We start from the raw sequence: 16,217 nt of genomic DNA, 5'->3' as shown, positions 1-16,217 counted from the left end.
TCAGCCTTTGTTGGTGAAAGCCTTGGCGGCGACGGCCGGAAGGAAGCTGTGGGCTTCCGGGATGTGCGCTGCGCTGACCCGCTTCCGGAAGACCCAGTACGTCCAGGCCTGGTAGGCGATGACCAGGGGCAGTCCGAAGGCGGCCACAACAGTCATCAGCCCCAGAGTGTAGTCCGAGGACGAGGCGTTGGAAATGGTGAGGTCAAAGGCCTCGCTGAGGGTGGAGGGCAGCACCACCGGGAACGCGGCGCCGAAGATTGACGCCGAGCCCAGGGCCAGGAAGGCTCCCAATGCCACGAACGCCTTTCCTTCCGCACCCTTCCGGGCCATCGCCCAGGCTGCGGCTGCCGCGGCCACCGCCAGCAGGACCAGCGCCCAGGTCCAAAGCTTCCCTTCGAGGAACTGGACCGTGAGCGCCCACGCCGCAATGGGAAGGAGCAGGACGGGCAGCAACCGGACAAACCAGCGGCGGGCCCGGTGGCGCACCTCGCCGTCGGTCTTCAGGGCAAGGAAAGCCAGGGCGTGCACCAGCGCGAATCCAACGACGGCGAGCCCGCCGAGGACCGCATAGCCGTTGAACCAGGCGAAGGGGCCGCCCACCCGGTCACCGTTGGCGTTCAGGGGCAGGCCGGTGGTGGTCAGGGCAAGCGCTGCGCCCACGCCGAAGGCCGCGAAGAAGGATCCCAGGGCAATGGCCCAGTCCCACCTGGCCCGCCACTGATCCGTGTCCACCTTGCCCCGGTACTCGAAGGCCACGGCACGGAAAATCAGTGCAACCAGGACCAGGAGCAGTGGCAGGTAGAGGGCAGAGAACAGCGAGGCGTACCAGAGCGGGAAGGCGGCAAAAGTCGCGCCGCCGGCGGTCAGGAGCCAAACCTCATTGCCGTCCCAGACGGGGCCCACGGTGTTGAGCAGGACGCGGCGCTCGGTGTTGTTCCGGGCAAACAGCTTCATCAGCATGCCCACGCCCAGGTCAAAGCCCTCAAGGAAGAGGTACCCGGTCCAGAGCACTGCGATGGCTATGAACCAGATGGTTGGCAGCAGTTCCATTCTTCGTTTCCTCTGCTCTTGGCGCGGACTAGTAGGCGAAGGCCAGGACGTCGTCGGCCGGTTTGCCGCCGCCCTGCCCGCCCGGGCCGGGGGTGGCGTCTTCGTTTTCGTCTGCCGGGGCGTGGACGAGTTCGGGCATTGCGGACACCACACCGCCCCGGATGTACTTCACCAGCAGCTTGACTTCAACTACCAGCAGGACGGCGTAAATGGTGGTCAGGGTGATCAGCGACGCCAGCAGTTCGCCGGCGGAGACGCCGGGTGACACCGCGGCGGCGGTGAACATAAACACCTGGTCAACCCCGCTGGGGTCGGGGTTGGGTGCCACCACAAAGGGCTGGCGTCCCATCTCGGTGAAGATCCAGCCGGCGGCGTTGGCACCGAACGGGGCGAGGATGCCGAAGACGGCCAGCCGCATCAGCCACCGGGACTCGGGCACCGTGCCCTTGCGGGTGAGCCACAGGGCCACCAGGGCTGCCAGGGCCGCGAGGCCGCCGAAACCGATCATCATGCGGAAGCCCCAGTAGGTGACCTCCATAACGGGAAGGTAGTCGATTTCCTGGCCGGCGCGCTCCCCGTAGATCGGGTTGTCCGGCAGGTGGGTGCCGTACTTCTCCTTGTATTCGGGCAGCAGGCTGTTGACGCCCTGGACTTCGGTGGTGAAATCTCCCTTGGCCAGGTAGGAGAGGATGCCCGGAACCTCGATCAGGGCCACGATGTCGTCGCAGTTCTGTGAGCCGATGTTGCCGATGCTCAGCACGGAGAAGCCGGTGCCGTCATGGCAGGCAGCTTCAGCCGCGGCCATCTTCATGGGCTGCTGCTCGAACATCAGCTTGCCCTGGAGGTCGCCGGTGAGCGCGGTTCCGGCGAAGGAGATCATGGCCACGACGGCGCCGATGCGCAGGGAATGAAGCCAGACTTTGTGATCGTTCCGGTCACGGCCGGGAATGTTTGCAGCTTCACCGGCGATCACCTTGCCGTCGGCGCCCACGGTATCGACGCCGTCGCGACGCCGCCGCCAGAGGTGGTACCAGGCGATGCCGAGCAGGAAACCGCCTGCGACGGCGAGGGCGCCGAAGAGTGTGTGGGGCACTGCGACGAGGGCGGTGTTGTTGGTAAAGACAGCCCAGGCGTCGGTCATAACGGGCCGGCCGTCGATCATCTCGACACCGACGGGGTGCTGCATCCAGCTGTTGGCCACGATGATGAAGTACGCGGAGAACACGGAGCCTATGACGGCTGTCCAGAGGCAGGCGAGGTGGATGGCCGGCTTGAGCTGCTTCCACCCGAAGATCCACAGCCCCAGGAAGGTGGATTCCACAAAGAAGGCCAGCAGCGCCTCGAGTGCCAGCGGTGCCCCGAAGACATCGCCGACGAAGCGGCTGTACTCGCTCCAGGCCATTCCGAACTGGAACTCCTGGACGATGCCGGTGGCCACGCCCATGATGAAGTTGATCAGGAAAAGCTTTCCCCAGAATTTGGTCATCCGGAGGTATTCGGCCTTTCCGGTGCGGTGCCAGATGGTCTGGATCACGGCCACCACCAGGCCCAGGCCGATGGTGAGCGGGACCATCATGAAGTGATAGACGGTGGTGATGCCGAATTGCCAGCGTGCGATTTCCAGAGCGTCCATAGCGTCCATGGCGGGTCCCTACTGTCCGGGCGAAGGTTTTCTACGTTCTGTAGAAACTCTAACTTCTACAAAGTGTAGAACAATCGCGGCGGTGGTGTAAAAACGCTCCGCGGCCCCCGCGGCTTGCCGCGGATCGTGACCCGCCCGTGTTCTACCCAATGTAGAAAGTGAAGCGGAATCGGGGTAAATTGGTTTCTGTAGAAGTAGCGAAACGCAACATGTCACCGTCTGTCCAGGGCAGCGGTGCGGGGAAACAAAAGGAAAAGTGCAATGGCTAGTCTTGGTGAACTGGAACGGGCAGTGATGGACCTGCTCTGGGCGGGCCATGAAGCAGCCACCGCGAACACTTTGCGGGACCGGCTGGCGCAGACCTCCGCCGGCCAGGATGGCAGCGCAGGCCACGAAGGCAAGGAACTGGCCGTCACCACTGTGCTCACAGTCCTGTCCCGGCTTGAGAAGAAGGGCCTGGTGGAACGCGAACGCGGCATGCGTCCGCACCGCTACCAGGCGGTGTCCAGCCGCGAGGACCACACCGCTGAGCTGATGCACGAAGTACTGGGTTCAGCCCCGGACCGTGAAGCCGTGCTGGCACGCTTCATTGGCTCCGTTTCCGAAGGTGAAGCCGAGACCCTGCGCAAACTGCTTGGTCACATCTAGCGGACCATGTTCTGGGCCTCGTACCTGCTGGCGGTCCTTGCGATAGTCCTGGCGTGGCCGGTGCCTATCCTTCTCTCGCGTGCGCAGTGGCCCGCGCGATCCCCCTTTACCGCCATGCTGCTCTGGCAGGCCATCGCACTTGCCGGTGGCTTGTCGATGATCGGCGCCATGCTGGTGTACGGCCTGGAGCCCATCGGCGATAACCTGCTCGCCGGCCTGCGGGCGCTTGCGGGCATGGTGCTCTTCAACGCTCCCACCACGGACCTCGGTTTCTGGCACATCTTTGCGTTGTCCGCCGCGGCGCTGCTGACCGCCCACCTGGTGTTCACCCTGCTGCTGACCTATTACAAGATCGAGCGCCAGCGCCGGCGGCACCGGGAGCTTCTCGCGCTCCTGGCCTCCCCGTCCGCTGAAGGAGCCGGAACGCTGGTCATCAGCCACGATTCGCCGGTGGCCTACTGCCTTCCCGGCGGCGCGCGCTCCGTGACGGTGCTGTCCGACGGCCTGATGGCCGCCCTTGAGCCGGCCGAACTCCGCGCGGTGCTGATCCACGAAAATGCGCACCTGAGCCAGCGGCACCACCTGCTGCTCTGGGCCTTCGCCGCCTGGCGGCAGGCGCTCCCCTGGCTTCCCACCACGCGCCTTGCCCAGGAGTCCGTCAACTCCCTGATCGAGATGCTGGCGGACGACGTGGCGCTTAGGACCGAGAGCAAGGCTACGCTCATCAAGGCCATTGCCATCGTGGCCAGCGGAGCCGCCAGGACGCCGGGCGAGGCCGAACTTCAACGCACCCCGTCCGGGCTGTCATCGTCCGGACTGTCATTAGCCGGGCTTGACTCGGCGGCGGCTGCTGCAGGCTCGGACTCGGCCCGCACCACAGCCTCCCGGGTCAGCCGACTGCTCTCGCCCCGGCCGCAGCTGCCTGCGCCGGTCCGCAGCCTCGTGCTCGCCGGCTGCGTGCTCCTGCTGGCGTTGCCCACAGCCTTGCTGATGGCGCCGGGCCTGTTCGGCTGAGTCCCGCCGTCGTCCGCCTTGTGCCGCCTGGCGCCGTCAGGCAGCCCGGCGCTGCGCGCGCATGCGGTCAGGCGTCGATGCGTTCCCTGTCCAGGCTGGAGGCGCCGGCGATAATGAAGTCCTTGCGCGGCGACACGTCCGAGCCCATCAGGAGGTCAAAAATCTCCTCCGCCTGCTTGGCGTTCTCGATTCCCACCTTGCGGAGTGTCCGATGCCGCGGGTCCATGGTGGTCTCGGCCAGCTGCTCGGCGTCCATCTCGCCCAGGCCCTTGTAGCGCTGGATGGGCTCCTTGTACCGCTTGCCTTCCTGCGCCAGCCGGGCAAGGAGCACATGAAGCTCCGCCTCCGAGTAGGTGTAGATCATTTCGTTGGCCTTCTGGCCGGCGTTGATGACCTCCACGCGGTGCAGCGGCGGGACAGCGGCGAAGACGCGGCCCTCGTCGATCATGGGGCGCATGTAGCGGAAGAAGAGCGTCAGGAGCAGCGTGCGGATGTGCGCGCCGTCCACGTCCGCGTCAGTCATCAGGATGACCTTGCCGTAGCGGGCGGCACTGATGTCGAAACTGCGGCCGGATCCTGCGCCCACCACCTGGATGAGCGCTGCGCATTCGGCGTTGGAGAGCATGTCCCCCACTGATGCCTTCTGGACGTTGAGGATTTTGCCGCGGATGGGCAGCAGGGCCTGGAAGTCGGAGGACCGGGCCAGCTTGGCCGTTCCCAGCGCCGAGTCGCCTTCCACGATGAACAGTTCGGAACGTCCGACGTCGTCCGTGCGGCAGTCAGCCAGCTTGGTGGGCATCGAGGAAGTTTCCAGCGCATTCTTGCGCCGCTGGGTTTCCTTGTGCACGCGGGCCGAGATGCGGGATTTCATCTCGTTGACGATTTTTTCCAGGAGCAGAGCGGACTGCGCCTTGTCGTTTTTGTTGGCGGACGCGAGCTTCGCGGTGACTTCGCGCTCCACCACCCTGGACACGATGGCCCGCACAGCTGAGGTACCCAGGATTTCCTTGGTCTGGCCTTCGAACTGCGGCTCCGCCAGGCGAACCGTCAGGACGGCCGTGAGCCCGGCGAAGATGTCATCCTTGTCGATCTTGTCGTTGCCGGCCTTCAGTTTCCGGGCGTTGTTTTCCACGGCTTTCCGGAAGGTCTTGACCAGTGCCTGCTCGAAGCCGGACTGGTGGGTACCGCCCTTGGGCGTTGAGATGATGTTTACGAAGCTCCGGACGGTGCTGTCGTAGCCGATCCCCCAGCGCAGGGCCACGTCGACCTCACAGTCGCGCTCCACCTCGGCGAGCTGGCTGTGTCCGCGTTCGTCCAGCACGGGAACGGTCTCTTTGAACTTTCCCGAACCGTGCAGGCGCCAGACGTCGGTGACACCGGGATCGGCGGCAAGGAACTCGACAAATTCGGAGATGCCGCCGTCGTGGTGGAAGACCTCCTCGTGCGGGCCGGATTCCCCCGGCGTTCCCGGGGCCTTCCTCTCGTCGCGCACCGTGAGCTTGAGGCCGGGCACCAGGAAGGACGTCTGCCGGGCCCGGGCCGCTAGTTCGTCGTAGGAGAACTTTGCGTCCGGGGTGAAGATCTGCCGGTCTGCCCAGTACCGGATCCTGGTGCCCGTGACGCCGCGCTTGGCTTTGCCCACCACGTCCAGGACGGAGTCGTCCACAAAGGGGGTGAAGGGTGCGGCCGGGTCGATCCTGGAGCCGGTGTCCTGGAAGCGCCCGGGTTCGCCCCGGCGGAAGGACATTTTGTAGGTCTTGCCGCCGCGGTCCACTTCCACGTCGAGGCGGGAGGACAGGGCATTGACAACGGATGCGCCCACACCGTGCAGGCCGCCTGAGGCAGTGTAGGAGCCGCCGCCGAACTTACCGCCGGCATGGAGCTTGGTAAAGACCACTTCGACGCCGCTCAGCCCGGTTTTTGGTTCCTTGTCGATGGGGATGCCGCGGCCGTCGTCGTGGATCTCCACGGAGTTGTCCGCGTGGAGGATGATCTTGATGTCGTGGCCGAACCCGGCCAACGCCTCGTCAACGGAGTTGTCGATGATTTCCCAGAGGCAGTGCATCAACCCGCGGGAGTCGGTGGAACCGATGTACATGCCGGGCCGCTTGCGGACGGCCTCGAGGCCCTCCAGTACAGACAGGTGCCGGGCAGTGTAATCAGAACTTGGTGCCACCGGGGGTGAACTCCTTCAAGATGGTGCAGCGGGCTGGGAATCGCTCTTTCTAGGGTAGTCGGCCGGGCCCCGGACCGCCGACTGCCACACTTGGCAGAGCCTGTGCCCCACGCCACTTGGCACTTCCTGCCGGGGCCTTCGCTGATCTTGACGCACTCTTGCGGATACGCGGACAGCGAACTTGCCCCATCCTTGCGATGGTTTTGTTACGAATACTGGTTATATAGACGTACAGATCTACTAAGGAGGCCGACATGACAACAGCAGTGGCAGACCGCACACTCAACGCACTGGACCGGTGCGATCGTTGCGGAGCCCAGGCATATGTCCGGGTTGTACTGGAGTCCTCCGGCGGTGAGCTGCTTTTCTGCGGCCACCACGCCCGTGCAGTTGAATCGACGCTCAAGCCCTTGAGCTCGGACTGGCACGATGAGACGGGGAAGCTTCACGAGAAGGCTGCCGTAGAAATCGACTAGCAGCATCCGAAGCAAGTGGGACCTCACCGGAAGGTGGGGTCCCACTTCGTTTAAGGCGGACTTTCGCCGGGCTTAAGGTGACGCGGTTTTCCCGAAGAAGCTGCAGGAAGTGATGGGGCGTCACCGAAAACGCGGCAGGAAGTGATGGGGCGTCAGCGGAGGATAAACAAAACGGCCCGCCGGTTGCTGCACCCCGTCAGGGAGCAGCGGCCAGCGGGCCGCCTTTGATTGCTTACTGGTTCCAGTAAAGTGGGTTCCAGTCCAGCGGGGTTTAGTCCAGGTAGTCCCGGAGGACCTGCGACCGCGAGGGGTGGCGCAGCTTGGACATGGTCTTGGATTCGATCTGGCGGATACGCTCACGCGTGACTCCGTAGACCTTGCCGATTTCGTCTAAAGTCTTCGGCTGTCCGTCGGTCAGTCCGAAGCGCATGGCAACAACGCCTGCCTCGCGCTCGGAAAGGGTGTCCAGCACGGAGTGCAGCTGTTCCTGCAGGAGCGTGAAGCTCACAGCATCGGCCGGGACTACAGCCTCGGAATCCTCGATCAGGTCGCCGAACTCCGAGTCGCCGTCCTCGCCCAGGGGCGTGTGCAGCGAAATGGGCTCGCGGCCGTACTTCTGGACCTCGACAACCTTTTCGGGCGTCATGTCCAGTTCGAGGGCCAGCTCTTCCGGCGTGGGTTCGCGGCCAAGGTCCTGCAGCATCTGCCGCTGGACGCGGGCCAGCTTGTTGATGACTTCAACCATGTGCACCGGGATACGGATGGTGCGTGCCTGGTCCGCCATGGCGCGGGTGATCGCCTGGCGGATCCACCAGGTGGCGTACGTGGAGAACTTGAAGCCCTTGGTGTAGTCGAACTTCTCCACAGCGCGGATGAGGCCCAGGTTGCCTTCCTGGATCAGGTCCAGGAAGAGCATGCCGCGTCCGGTGTAGCGCTTGGCCAGCGAAACAACCAGGCGCAGGTTGGCTTCGAGCAGGTGGTTCTTGGCGCGCTTGCCGTCGTGGATGATGAACTCAAGCTCGCGCTTGTACTTCGGGTCCATGGAGCCGTCGTCGGCGTTGATCTTCTCTTCGGCAAACAGTCCGGCTTCGATCCGGAGCGCAAGGTCCACTTCCTGCTCGGCGTTGAGCAGTGCGACCTTACCGATCTGCTTCAGGTAGTCCTTGACGGGGTCGGCGGTGGCGCCGGCGGACATCACCTGCTGGACAGGGGCGTCGTCGTCATCGGCGTCGGAGTAGACGAAGCCCTTGCCCGATCCGGCAGCACCCTTCGGAGTATCAGCCTCGGCGTCCTCTTCAACGACGTCAGGGCCTTCGAGGACGTCGAGGTCTTCCTCGACATCTTCTACGTCATCAGCGTCAGTATCGCCTGCAGCCGACTTTCCGGCAGCCTCGGCGGCGGCCTTCGCACCGGGCTTGGGGCCGCGCTTTTTGGGCTCACGCTTGCCGTCCGCACCAGCTTCACCGGCAGAAGCCTTGTTGGCTGCCCGAGTGGCGGCCCGCTTGGCGCTTGTTGCAGCCTGCTTCTGCTCAGCGGACAGTTCGTCCTGGGCGGCGGGGTCCTTCTTCGTGGAAGACGGGGTCACAGAAAACCTTTCTAGCGGTGGTCTGTGGAATCACCATACGGGCAACACCACTATGACCCTGTCAAGTCCGTGGTGGAAACCAAGCGCCACCACGGCCGGCAGAGTCAATAAATACAACTGCCGGAGCGGCTGATATGTTCCCCGAAAGGACCAGTTACAAGCACTCAGTACACGGACCCAACCGGGTCTCGGCAACTATTGTCTCACGTTTCCCCGAATAGGACCTCCCCATGGTCCCGCCACCCTGGCCCTTCAGGTCCGGGATCCATAACCTTCAGGCAGCGTCCGGCCCGAATTTCTGCCAGGCGGCCTCCTTCCGCGCCGCCCACCCGCACAAAGTACCCCGACGGACCAGCTCAAGCAGCAGTTCCGCGAGCCGGTAGCCCGGATCGATCTCCAGGGCCTCCTCGAAATACGCTGCAGAGTACGAGCCGCGCCCGCGGCACCAGGCAATCCAGCCTCTTCCTGTTAAAGCAGCCGCGGCCGGCGCACCACCCAGGAGGGCCAGTTGCGCCAGCACCAGCTCGAGCGAGTCCATGGTTTGCCACTGCGGGACCGCCGGCTGGTGCCCCATGAGGACGTCCCCGTAACCCGGCGTCCCAGGTTGTTCTCCTGGCGCCGGCGGAACGTCAGCGGACACGTGAGCGAATGGCGATGACGGAGCGCCCAGCGCTTCAGCCCAGGGTTCATCAGCGCCGGGCGGCAGAACGTCGCGCAGCGAACCTCCGCCGTCCGGCGCCCCGGCCTCCGGCAGGACAACAGGCTCCAACTCCGGCCCCTCATCAAAGATCCCGAACTCCTCGGCGCCGGCTGCAGCAGCCGCTTTTCCTGCCGCTGCCATCACCAGGACAGCGTCGCGCCATGCCGGCACCAGCAGAGTGGCCCGCAGGAAGGCGTCACGGTCAACCAGTGGCTGGCCCAGTTCCCCAGGCGGGCCCGCCAGCAACCCGGTCCACAGGCTCAGCACTGCATCAAACTGCGCCCTGCTCTGCCGCCGGCAGTCCAGCCGGGCAGACCATGCAGTTTCGGCCTCCAGCACCGCCGCGCGATAGAGACTCGGGAGGGGCCGGGGTTGCCGCTCCTCCGGAGGCGGCCCCACGCTGCTCCCCCGGAACACCATTTCCGTGTTGAGCAGGCTGTCCCGGATCTGTTCCAGGGGGCGTCCGGGCAGCGGGCAGCAGGCGGAGTCCGTGCACCATGCGTCCCGCCAATAGCGGTCCCCGACGTACCAGGCCTCCTTCACGGGCATACCTGCCTCTGCCAGCGCCGATTCAAGGCCGAACAGCAGTCCGTCATAACAGCCCGGACCGGACAACCAGCCGTTGTTGGTGAAGAGGGCCAGCAGGGTGCCGTCGGCATGCTCGTCTGCCGCCAGGTACCCGGAGACCGTTTCAGCGAAGGCGGACGGATCAGCCAGCACGGCCGGCCCGGGAAGATCCAGCCGGAGGGTTGCCCCCAACCTTTTGCCCTGCATCGTCATGGCCACCAGGCTGTTCGCCGGCCAGTATCCCAACGAGTGGGGAATAAAGCCGAGGATGTCTTCCGGGCCGCGGACTGTAAGGCGTTCTGGAGATGTCATGGCTCCAGCATTCGCCTGCCGCAGACTCCTCCGCAGCAGGGGCCATGGCTATGTGGAAATTGCCGGGAAACCAGGCCTGTGCAGGACTAGTCGTCCCCGCGCCGTTACTGGTCCTCCGAAGCCGCTGCCTTGCTGCGCCGGGCCAGTTTCTCCCGGCGCTGGCGGGCCAGTGCGCTGCGCAGGGGGGGCACCACAACTCCTTGGGCAGCCATCTGCCGCCGCACCTTCCGCCGGCAGACCAGCATGGCGACGGCGCCGAAACCAAGCAGCACGAACTGGACGCTCAGGGCAATCCGGAACGGATCCAGCCCGTACAGCACTCCGTTGGAGAACCCGCCGGCGTACAGCACGTCCAGCACCAGGCCGATGAGGAAGATGGCAACAAGCGCAGCGATGAACCCGCCCACATTAACGATTCCCGTGGCCGTGCCGATCCGGTGTGCGGGGTTGAAGGTCCGCGCAAAGTCGAACCCGATCATGGAACCGGGGCCGCCGATGGCGAGCACCATCACGAGGCAGGCCAGGAGCCACAGCGGTGAACGTCCCGGCGTCAGCAGGACAGCGGCCCAGGCTCCGGCGGTGGCGGCCGCGATCAGGAGGACCATGGTGGAGCGCCGCAGCGGATGGCGGGAGACAAAGCGGCCGATGAAGGGGCCCACGGCCATGGCGGCCGCGACGTACAGCGCCATCAGGCCGGCAACGGTTCCGGCGTCCAGGCCCTGGCCGGAAATCAGGAACGGGTAGCCCCACGTCATCGCAAAGACGGTGCCGCTGAACTGGATGGTGAAGTGGCTCCACATGCCCAGCCTCGTGCCGGGCTGGCGCCAGGCGCGGGCCAGCGAGGTACCGGTGGCCTTCAGGCCCTGATGCGCCTGCGGCCGGGCGGTGCCCGGCGGAACGTCCTGCAGGAGCAGCACCACCAGGACGACGGCGAGCCCGGACATCCCGGCCAGCATCAGGAACGCCGGGGTCCAGCCCGCAGAGTGGAGCATAAACGCGAACGGAAGGACACTGAACAGCTGCCCCAGCTGCCCGGACATGCCTGTCAGCTGTGTCACCAGCGGCACCCGGGCGGGCGCAAACCAGAGCGGGATCAGCCTGATCACCGAGATGAAGGTCATGGCGTCCCCGGCGCCCACGAGGACCCGGCCGGCCACGCCGCCGGGGATGCTGTCCGCGAACGCCAGCTGGAGCTGGCCAAGGCCCATCAGCACGGCGCCGCCGGCGATCATGGCGCGGGACCCGAAACGGTCCACCAGCAGCCCCACCGGGATCTGGAGTCCGGCGTAAACGAGCAGCTGGAGGACGGTGAAGAACGAGATTGCCGAGGCGCTGGCGTGGAAACGGTCCGTAGCCTCCAGCCCCACCACCCCGAAGGAGGTGCGCTGGCAAACGGCCACCAGGTACCCGAAGATTCCAATGGTCCAGATCAGCCAGGCTCGGGGTGCAGTCACTCCATTATTATGCCCGGACACCCGCGCCAGCCCCTTCAGAAGCCCGTTCAACTGCCGGCCGGGCTGTAACAGTTCTGCCACCGGGGCTTCTCCCGGCCCCTGTCCCGATGGCCCTGATTTTTGCCTATTGGCCGGGGTTTTCGCGGGCGAGGTAGGCCTCCACAGCGGCACCGAGGACATCCGCATTGGGCAGCTCGTCATTTTCGTCCGCAAGCAGGGAGCGCCGGACAGTTCCTTCGGCCTTTTCGTCATAACGGGATTCAAGCCGCGACACCACCTGCTGGACTTCCTCGGAGGCGTCGATCTGCTCGGCGATCTGGCGGCTGACCTCACGGCCGGCCTCCCGGAGCCTGTCCGAGGGAAGCATCAGCGAGGTGGCGGCGCCCAGGTATTCCAGGCCTGCGACGGCGGCCGTGGGGTATTCGGCCTCGGCCAGGTAGTGCGGCACGTGGATAACGTAGCCGGCCACGTTGCGGCCCGCCTCAACGAGGCGCAGCTCAAGGATATGACCGACTGCCGCGGGTACTTCCACGGTGGGCTTCCACACCGAGATGCCCTCGATCAGGTCCGGCCGGTTGCCATGGACCGTGACACCCACCGGACGCGTGTGCGGAACGGGCATGGGGATCGAGTGGATCCAGGTGACCAGGTTGACGTCGAGTTTCTCCACGATGCCCACCACTGCGCGGGCAAACCGTTCCCACTGCAGATCCGGCTCGAAGCCTGCCAGCAGCAGGAAAGGACTGCCCAGGCCGTCCACCAGCCGGTAGAGGGCGAGGCGGGGTTCCTGGTAGTCCTGCAGGTGGTCCTCGACGAACGTCAGGTGCGGCCTGCGGGAGCGGTAATCGATCAGCTGATCGGCGTCGAAGACTGCTACGGGCTGGGCATCGAGCGAGTCCAGCAGCTCGGCATTGATCTGCTTCACCACCTGCCCGGCGTCGGCGAATCCGGTGAAACCCATCACCAGGTTCAGCCCCTTAAGCTCCGGGCTGTGGAACAGCTCGATGTTGCTTGCATAAAGCGCGTCGGGGTCCAGCAGGGAGCCGGAGAACCGTTCAAGCACGGCATGTTCCTTTCATAGGTGCGGGTGGACATCCTCTACAACGCCGCAGCACAGCCGGGCATTCCTGCCGCTGGTGTGGCGCACGTCTCAGGAAATTCACCGGCTCAGGCACGGACGGGCTACGATCGGAACTGGCCTGCCAGACGGGCTTGCAGACACCCGGGCTGCGTCCCGAACGACAGCAATCCGGGCTCCATGGCAGAGCGCCGAACATGCATCCCTGCTACGAACATCTCTCGAGAATTGAGGACTGATCCCTGTGGTCAAGAATACTGAAATCAACCTTAGTACCCTCGCCAGGGACCTGAAGAAGAGCCCCAGTGACGCAGTGGTCATCGGTGTGGGGAAGGGCACGGACGGTCCTGTCCTCCTGGACAACCCGCTGACGGCGAAGAGCGCGGAGGCCCTGGCCGGCTCCCTCAAGTCCCTGGGCGTCACCGGCGCGGCCGACCAGATCGTCCGCCTGCCCGGCCTTCCGGAAACGGGCGCCGGGATCCTGGTCCTCGCCGGCACCGGCAGCGTATCGGCCGGAAAGCCGCTCGCGGGAGAAGCGCTCCGCCGTGCGGCGGGTTCCGCTGTCCGCCAGCTTGCCGGCCTCGCAACCGTTGTGCTGGCGCTTCCGACGGCGTCCGTCGCCGATGTGGCGGCAGTGGCCGAAGGTGCCGCCCTGGGCGCCTATTCCTTCACGGAATTCCGTTCCTCAAAGGACGGACTGAAGGATCCCGTGAAGAACGCCGTCATCTACACGGAGCTGGCCGGTGACGACGGCTTGGATGCCGCGCTGAAGCGCGCCGGGCTGATTGGCAAGGCGGTCAACGCCACCCGGTCGCTGGTCAACCAGCCGCCGAGCCACCTCTACCCCGAAACGTTCGCCGAGGCCGCCAAGGACCTGGCCAAGGGCCTGCCCGTCAAAGTCACCGTCTGGGACGAAAAGCGGCTCGAAAAGGAAGGCTTCGGCGGCATCATGGGCGTCGGCAAGGGCTCTGCCCGCCAGCCCCGCCTGGTCAAGGTCGAATACTCCCCTGCCAAGGCAACTTCGAAGATCGCCCTCGTTGGCAAAGGCATCACGTTCGACACCGGCGGCATCTCCATCAAGCCGGCCCTCGGCATGGGCGACATGAAGAGCGACATGGCCGGTGCCGCCGTCGTCCTTAACACTGTCCTTGCCCTCGCGGGACTTGGCCTGCCGGTCAAGGCGACCGCCTGGCTCTGCATTGCCGAAAACATGCCCTCCGGCGCCGCGTCCCGCCCGGCGGACGTCCTCACGATGTTCGGCGGAAAGACCGTGGAGGTCCTGAACACCGATGCCGAGGGCCGGCTGGTCATGGCCGACGGCATCGTGGCCGCCAGCCGTGAATACCCGGACGCCATCATCGACGTTGCCACGCTCACGGGTGCACAGCTGATCGCCCTGGGAAACCGCACCGCCGGGGTGATGGGCTCTGACAGCGTGACAGGCCCGCTGAAGGCGGCGGCGGACCGCGCCGGAGAACTCGTCTGGCCCATGCCGCTGCCCGAGGAACTGCGCCCCAGCATCGACTCCCAGGTTGCGGACCTGGCCAACATCGGCGAACGCCACGGCGGCATGATGACCGCAGCGGTTTTCCTCCGCGAATTCGTGGGTAAGGGCAAGGACGGGGAACAGATTCCCTGGGCCCACATCGACATCGCCGGGCCTTCCTTCAACAACGGAAGTCCCTATGGCTACACCCACAAGCAGGGAACGGGCTGCACGGTCCGGACCCTGGTGGCCTATGTGGAGGACATCCTGGCAGCAGCTGCCTGACAGCACCGGCTGATGCCGGCCCGCCGCGGCCGGCAGCCACACGCCCTGCGGCGCGGGAATGTTCCCTGCGCCGCAGGGCCGCGTGACACTCGACACAAGCGCTCCACAAACGCGGCGCCAAGGTGGAGCATGGATAAGTGGTTCGCTAAGGTGAACCACGGTAGTCACAAATGCAAGAGAACAGGCACGCTGGCATAATCACGGCAGTGCAAGTTCCAAAGACCAGATGATGCGCAGGACCGCGTCATCGTTCACGCGAGGGAGCGTTTAAGTGGCCGATCAGGCAACTGCGCAAGAATTCGACATCCTGGTACTCGGTGGAGGCAGCGGCGGGTACGCCGCCGCCCTGCGGGCCGTACAGCTTGGCCTTACCGTCGGCCTCGTGGAGAAGGCAAAGCTGGGCGGCACCTGCCTCCACAACGGCTGCATCCCCACCAAGGCGCTGCTGCACTCTGCAGAGCTCGCCGACCACGCCCGTGACTCCGCCAAGTACGGCGTGAACGTCACCCTCGACGGCATCGACATCACCGCCGTCAACGGGTACAAGGACGGCATCATCGCCGGCAAGTACAAGGGTCTGCAGGGCCTCATCAAGTCCAAGGGCATCACCGTCATCGAAGGTGAGGGCAAGCTCCAGGGCACCGACACCGTCGTGGTGAACGGCACTGCCTACAAGGGCAAGAACATTGTTTTGGCCACCGGTTCCTACTCCCGCACCCTTCCGGGCCTGGAAATCGGCGGCAAGGTCATCACCTCGGACCAGGCCCTGACCATGGACTCCATCCCCAAGAGCGTCATCATCCTGGGCGGCGGCGTGATCGGCGTCGAGTTCGCGTCCGTTTGGAAGTCCTTCGGGGCAGACGTCACCATCGTGGAAGGCCTGCCCTCGCTGGTCCCCAACGAGGACGCCACCATCGTCAAGAACTTCGAGCGCGCCTTCAAGAAGCGCGGCATCAAGTTCTCCACCGGCGTGTTCTTCCAGGGCGTTGAGCAGAACAACGACGGCGTCAAGGTCACCCTCGTGGACGGCAAGACCTTCGAAGCGGACCTGCTCCTCGTTGCCGTCGGCCGTGGCCCCGTCACCGCCAACCTGGGCTACGAGGAAGCCGGCATCACCATCGACCGCGGCTTCGTCATCACCAACGAGCGCCTGCACACCGGCGTGGGCAACATCTACGCCGTCGGCGACATTGTCCCCGGCGTCCAGCTGGCCCACCGCGGCTACCAGCAGGGCATCTTCGTGGCCGAGGAAATCGCCGGCCTCAAGCCCGTGATCGTCGAGGACATCAACATCCCCAAGGTCACCTACTCCGAACCCGAAATCGCCACCGTTGGCTACACCGAAAAGGCTGCCAAGGAGAAGTTCGGCGAGGACCAGGTCCAGACCCAGGAATACAACCTGGCCGGCAACGGCAAGAGCTCCATCCTGGGCACCTCCGGACTGGTTAAGCTGGTCCGCCAGAAGGACGGCCCCGTAGTGGGCGTCCACATGATCGGCGCCCGCATGGGCGAGCAGGTGGGCGAGGCCCAGCTGATCGTGAACTGGGAAGCATACCCCGAGGATGTGGCGCAGCTGGTGCACGCCCACCCCACCCAGAACGAGGCCCTGGGCGAAGCCCACCTGGCCCTCGCCGGCAAGCCCCTGCACGGCTAGTCTCCCCCCAAGCACCACAGGCCTGGTGCACCCGGCACGGAATGCCGGGTGCACTAGGCTGGCCAACAAGGCTGCAATCATCCGCACTAA

General features: G+C 65.2%; 12 protein-coding genes. 5 read left to right on the top strand and 7 right to left on the bottom strand.

The features are described from left to right. Both cydB and QFZ36_RS00550 read right to left on the bottom strand, forming a co-directional pair. The gene (cydB, locus tag QFZ36_RS00555; protein ID WP_306633045.1) at positions 1-1,050 is read right to left on the bottom strand and encodes a cytochrome d ubiquinol oxidase subunit II; all 1,050 of its coding nucleotides are present in this window, start codon (positions 1,048-1,050) and stop codon (positions 1-3) included. 28 nt (positions 1,051-1,078) lie between these two features. Beyond that, a complete protein-coding gene (locus QFZ36_RS00550) occupies positions 1,079-2,683 on the bottom strand; it encodes a cytochrome ubiquinol oxidase subunit I (protein WP_306639035.1) in 1,605 nt (534 codons plus the stop codon). A 270-nt stretch (positions 2,684-2,953) separates the two neighbouring features. On the opposite strand from QFZ36_RS00550, the gene QFZ36_RS00545 reads away from it, so the two are divergent. Both QFZ36_RS00545 and QFZ36_RS00540 read left to right on the top strand, forming a co-directional pair. Beyond that, a complete protein-coding gene (locus QFZ36_RS00545; RefSeq protein WP_306633043.1) occupies positions 2,954-3,340 on the top strand; it encodes a BlaI/MecI/CopY family transcriptional regulator in 387 nt (128 codons plus the stop codon). A gap of 6 nt (positions 3,341-3,346) precedes the next feature. Continuing rightward, positions 3,347-4,354 carry a M56 family metallopeptidase gene (locus tag QFZ36_RS00540; protein ID WP_306633041.1) on the top strand — a complete coding sequence of 336 codons (1,008 nt, stop codon included), beginning with the start codon at positions 3,347-3,349 and terminating at the stop codon, positions 4,352-4,354. A 67-nt stretch (positions 4,355-4,421) separates the two neighbouring features. Here the strand turns inward: QFZ36_RS00540 and QFZ36_RS00535 are convergent, their stop codons facing one another. Continuing rightward, the gene (locus tag QFZ36_RS00535; RefSeq protein WP_306633039.1) at positions 4,422-6,530 is read right to left on the bottom strand and encodes a DNA gyrase/topoisomerase IV subunit B; all 2,109 of its coding nucleotides are present in this window, start codon (positions 6,528-6,530) and stop codon (positions 4,422-4,424) included. A 254-nt stretch (positions 6,531-6,784) separates the two neighbouring features. Here QFZ36_RS00535 and QFZ36_RS00530 point away from each other — a divergent pair, with 254 nt between their 5' ends. Continuing rightward, positions 6,785-7,006, top strand: coding sequence for a DUF7455 domain-containing protein (locus QFZ36_RS00530; protein WP_306633037.1), 222 nt, complete (start codon positions 6,785-6,787; stop codon positions 7,004-7,006). Positions 7,007-7,277: 271 nt separating this feature from the next. On the opposite strand, the gene QFZ36_RS00525 is transcribed toward QFZ36_RS00530, so the two are convergent. The 4 genes from QFZ36_RS00525 to QFZ36_RS00510 all read right to left on the bottom strand — a co-directional run bounded on the left by QFZ36_RS00525 (position 7,278) and on the right by QFZ36_RS00510 (position 12,687). Beyond that, positions 7,278-8,591 (bottom strand): RNA polymerase sigma factor, encoded by a 1,314-nt coding sequence (locus QFZ36_RS00525; RefSeq protein WP_306633035.1) that lies wholly within the window; start codon positions 8,589-8,591, stop codon positions 7,278-7,280. A gap of 274 nt (positions 8,592-8,865) precedes the next feature. Beyond that, entirely contained in the window at positions 8,866-10,170 is a 1,305-nt protein-coding gene (locus QFZ36_RS00520; protein ID WP_306633033.1) for a DUF4192 family protein, read from the bottom strand. Between the two features lie 104 nt (positions 10,171-10,274). Beyond that, a complete protein-coding gene (locus QFZ36_RS00515; protein WP_306633031.1) occupies positions 10,275-11,624 on the bottom strand; it encodes an MFS transporter in 1,350 nt (449 codons plus the stop codon). 124 nt (positions 11,625-11,748) lie between these two features. After that, positions 11,749-12,687, bottom strand: coding sequence for a proteasome assembly chaperone family protein (locus QFZ36_RS00510; RefSeq protein ID WP_306633029.1), 939 nt, complete (start codon positions 12,685-12,687; stop codon positions 11,749-11,751). 259 nt (positions 12,688-12,946) lie between these two features. Between QFZ36_RS00510 and QFZ36_RS00505 the strand changes: the two genes are divergently transcribed. Together QFZ36_RS00505 and lpdA are read left to right on the top strand one after the other, a co-directional pair. Beyond that, complete coding sequence (locus QFZ36_RS00505) at positions 12,947-14,473, top strand: leucyl aminopeptidase (RefSeq protein WP_306633027.1); 1,527 nt, start codon at positions 12,947-12,949, stop codon at positions 14,471-14,473. A gap of 271 nt (positions 14,474-14,744) precedes the next feature. Beyond that, positions 14,745-16,127 (top strand): dihydrolipoyl dehydrogenase, encoded by a 1,383-nt coding sequence (lpdA, locus tag QFZ36_RS00500; protein WP_306633025.1) that lies wholly within the window; start codon positions 14,745-14,747, stop codon positions 16,125-16,127. Positions 16,128-16,217 lie beyond the last annotated feature (90 nt).

It is taken from the genome of Pseudarthrobacter siccitolerans, from assembly GCF_030823375.1.
Lineage (GTDB): Bacteria > Actinomycetota > Actinomycetes > Actinomycetales > Micrococcaceae > Arthrobacter > Arthrobacter siccitolerans_A.
This window is presented reverse-complemented; position numbering and strand designations above follow the sequence as displayed.

Coding starts and splice junctions, on each gene's coding strand:
- QFZ36_RS00520 (WP_306633033.1), bottom strand. CDS start 10,170: ATGACATCTCCAGAACGCCTTACAGTCCGCGGCCCGGAAGACATCCTC.
- QFZ36_RS00540 (WP_306633041.1), top strand. CDS start 3,347: ATGTTCTGGGCCTCGTACCTGCTGGCGGTCCTTGCGATAGTCCTGGCG.
- QFZ36_RS00545 (WP_306633043.1), top strand. CDS start 2,954: ATGGCTAGTCTTGGTGAACTGGAACGGGCAGTGATGGACCTGCTCTGG.
- QFZ36_RS00530 (WP_306633037.1), top strand. CDS start 6,785: ATGACAACAGCAGTGGCAGACCGCACACTCAACGCACTGGACCGGTGC.
- QFZ36_RS00550 (WP_306639035.1), bottom strand. CDS start 2,683: ATGGACGCTCTGGAAATCGCACGCTGGCAATTCGGCATCACCACCGTC.
- cydB (WP_306633045.1), bottom strand. CDS start 1,050: ATGGAACTGCTGCCAACCATCTGGTTCATAGCCATCGCAGTGCTCTGG.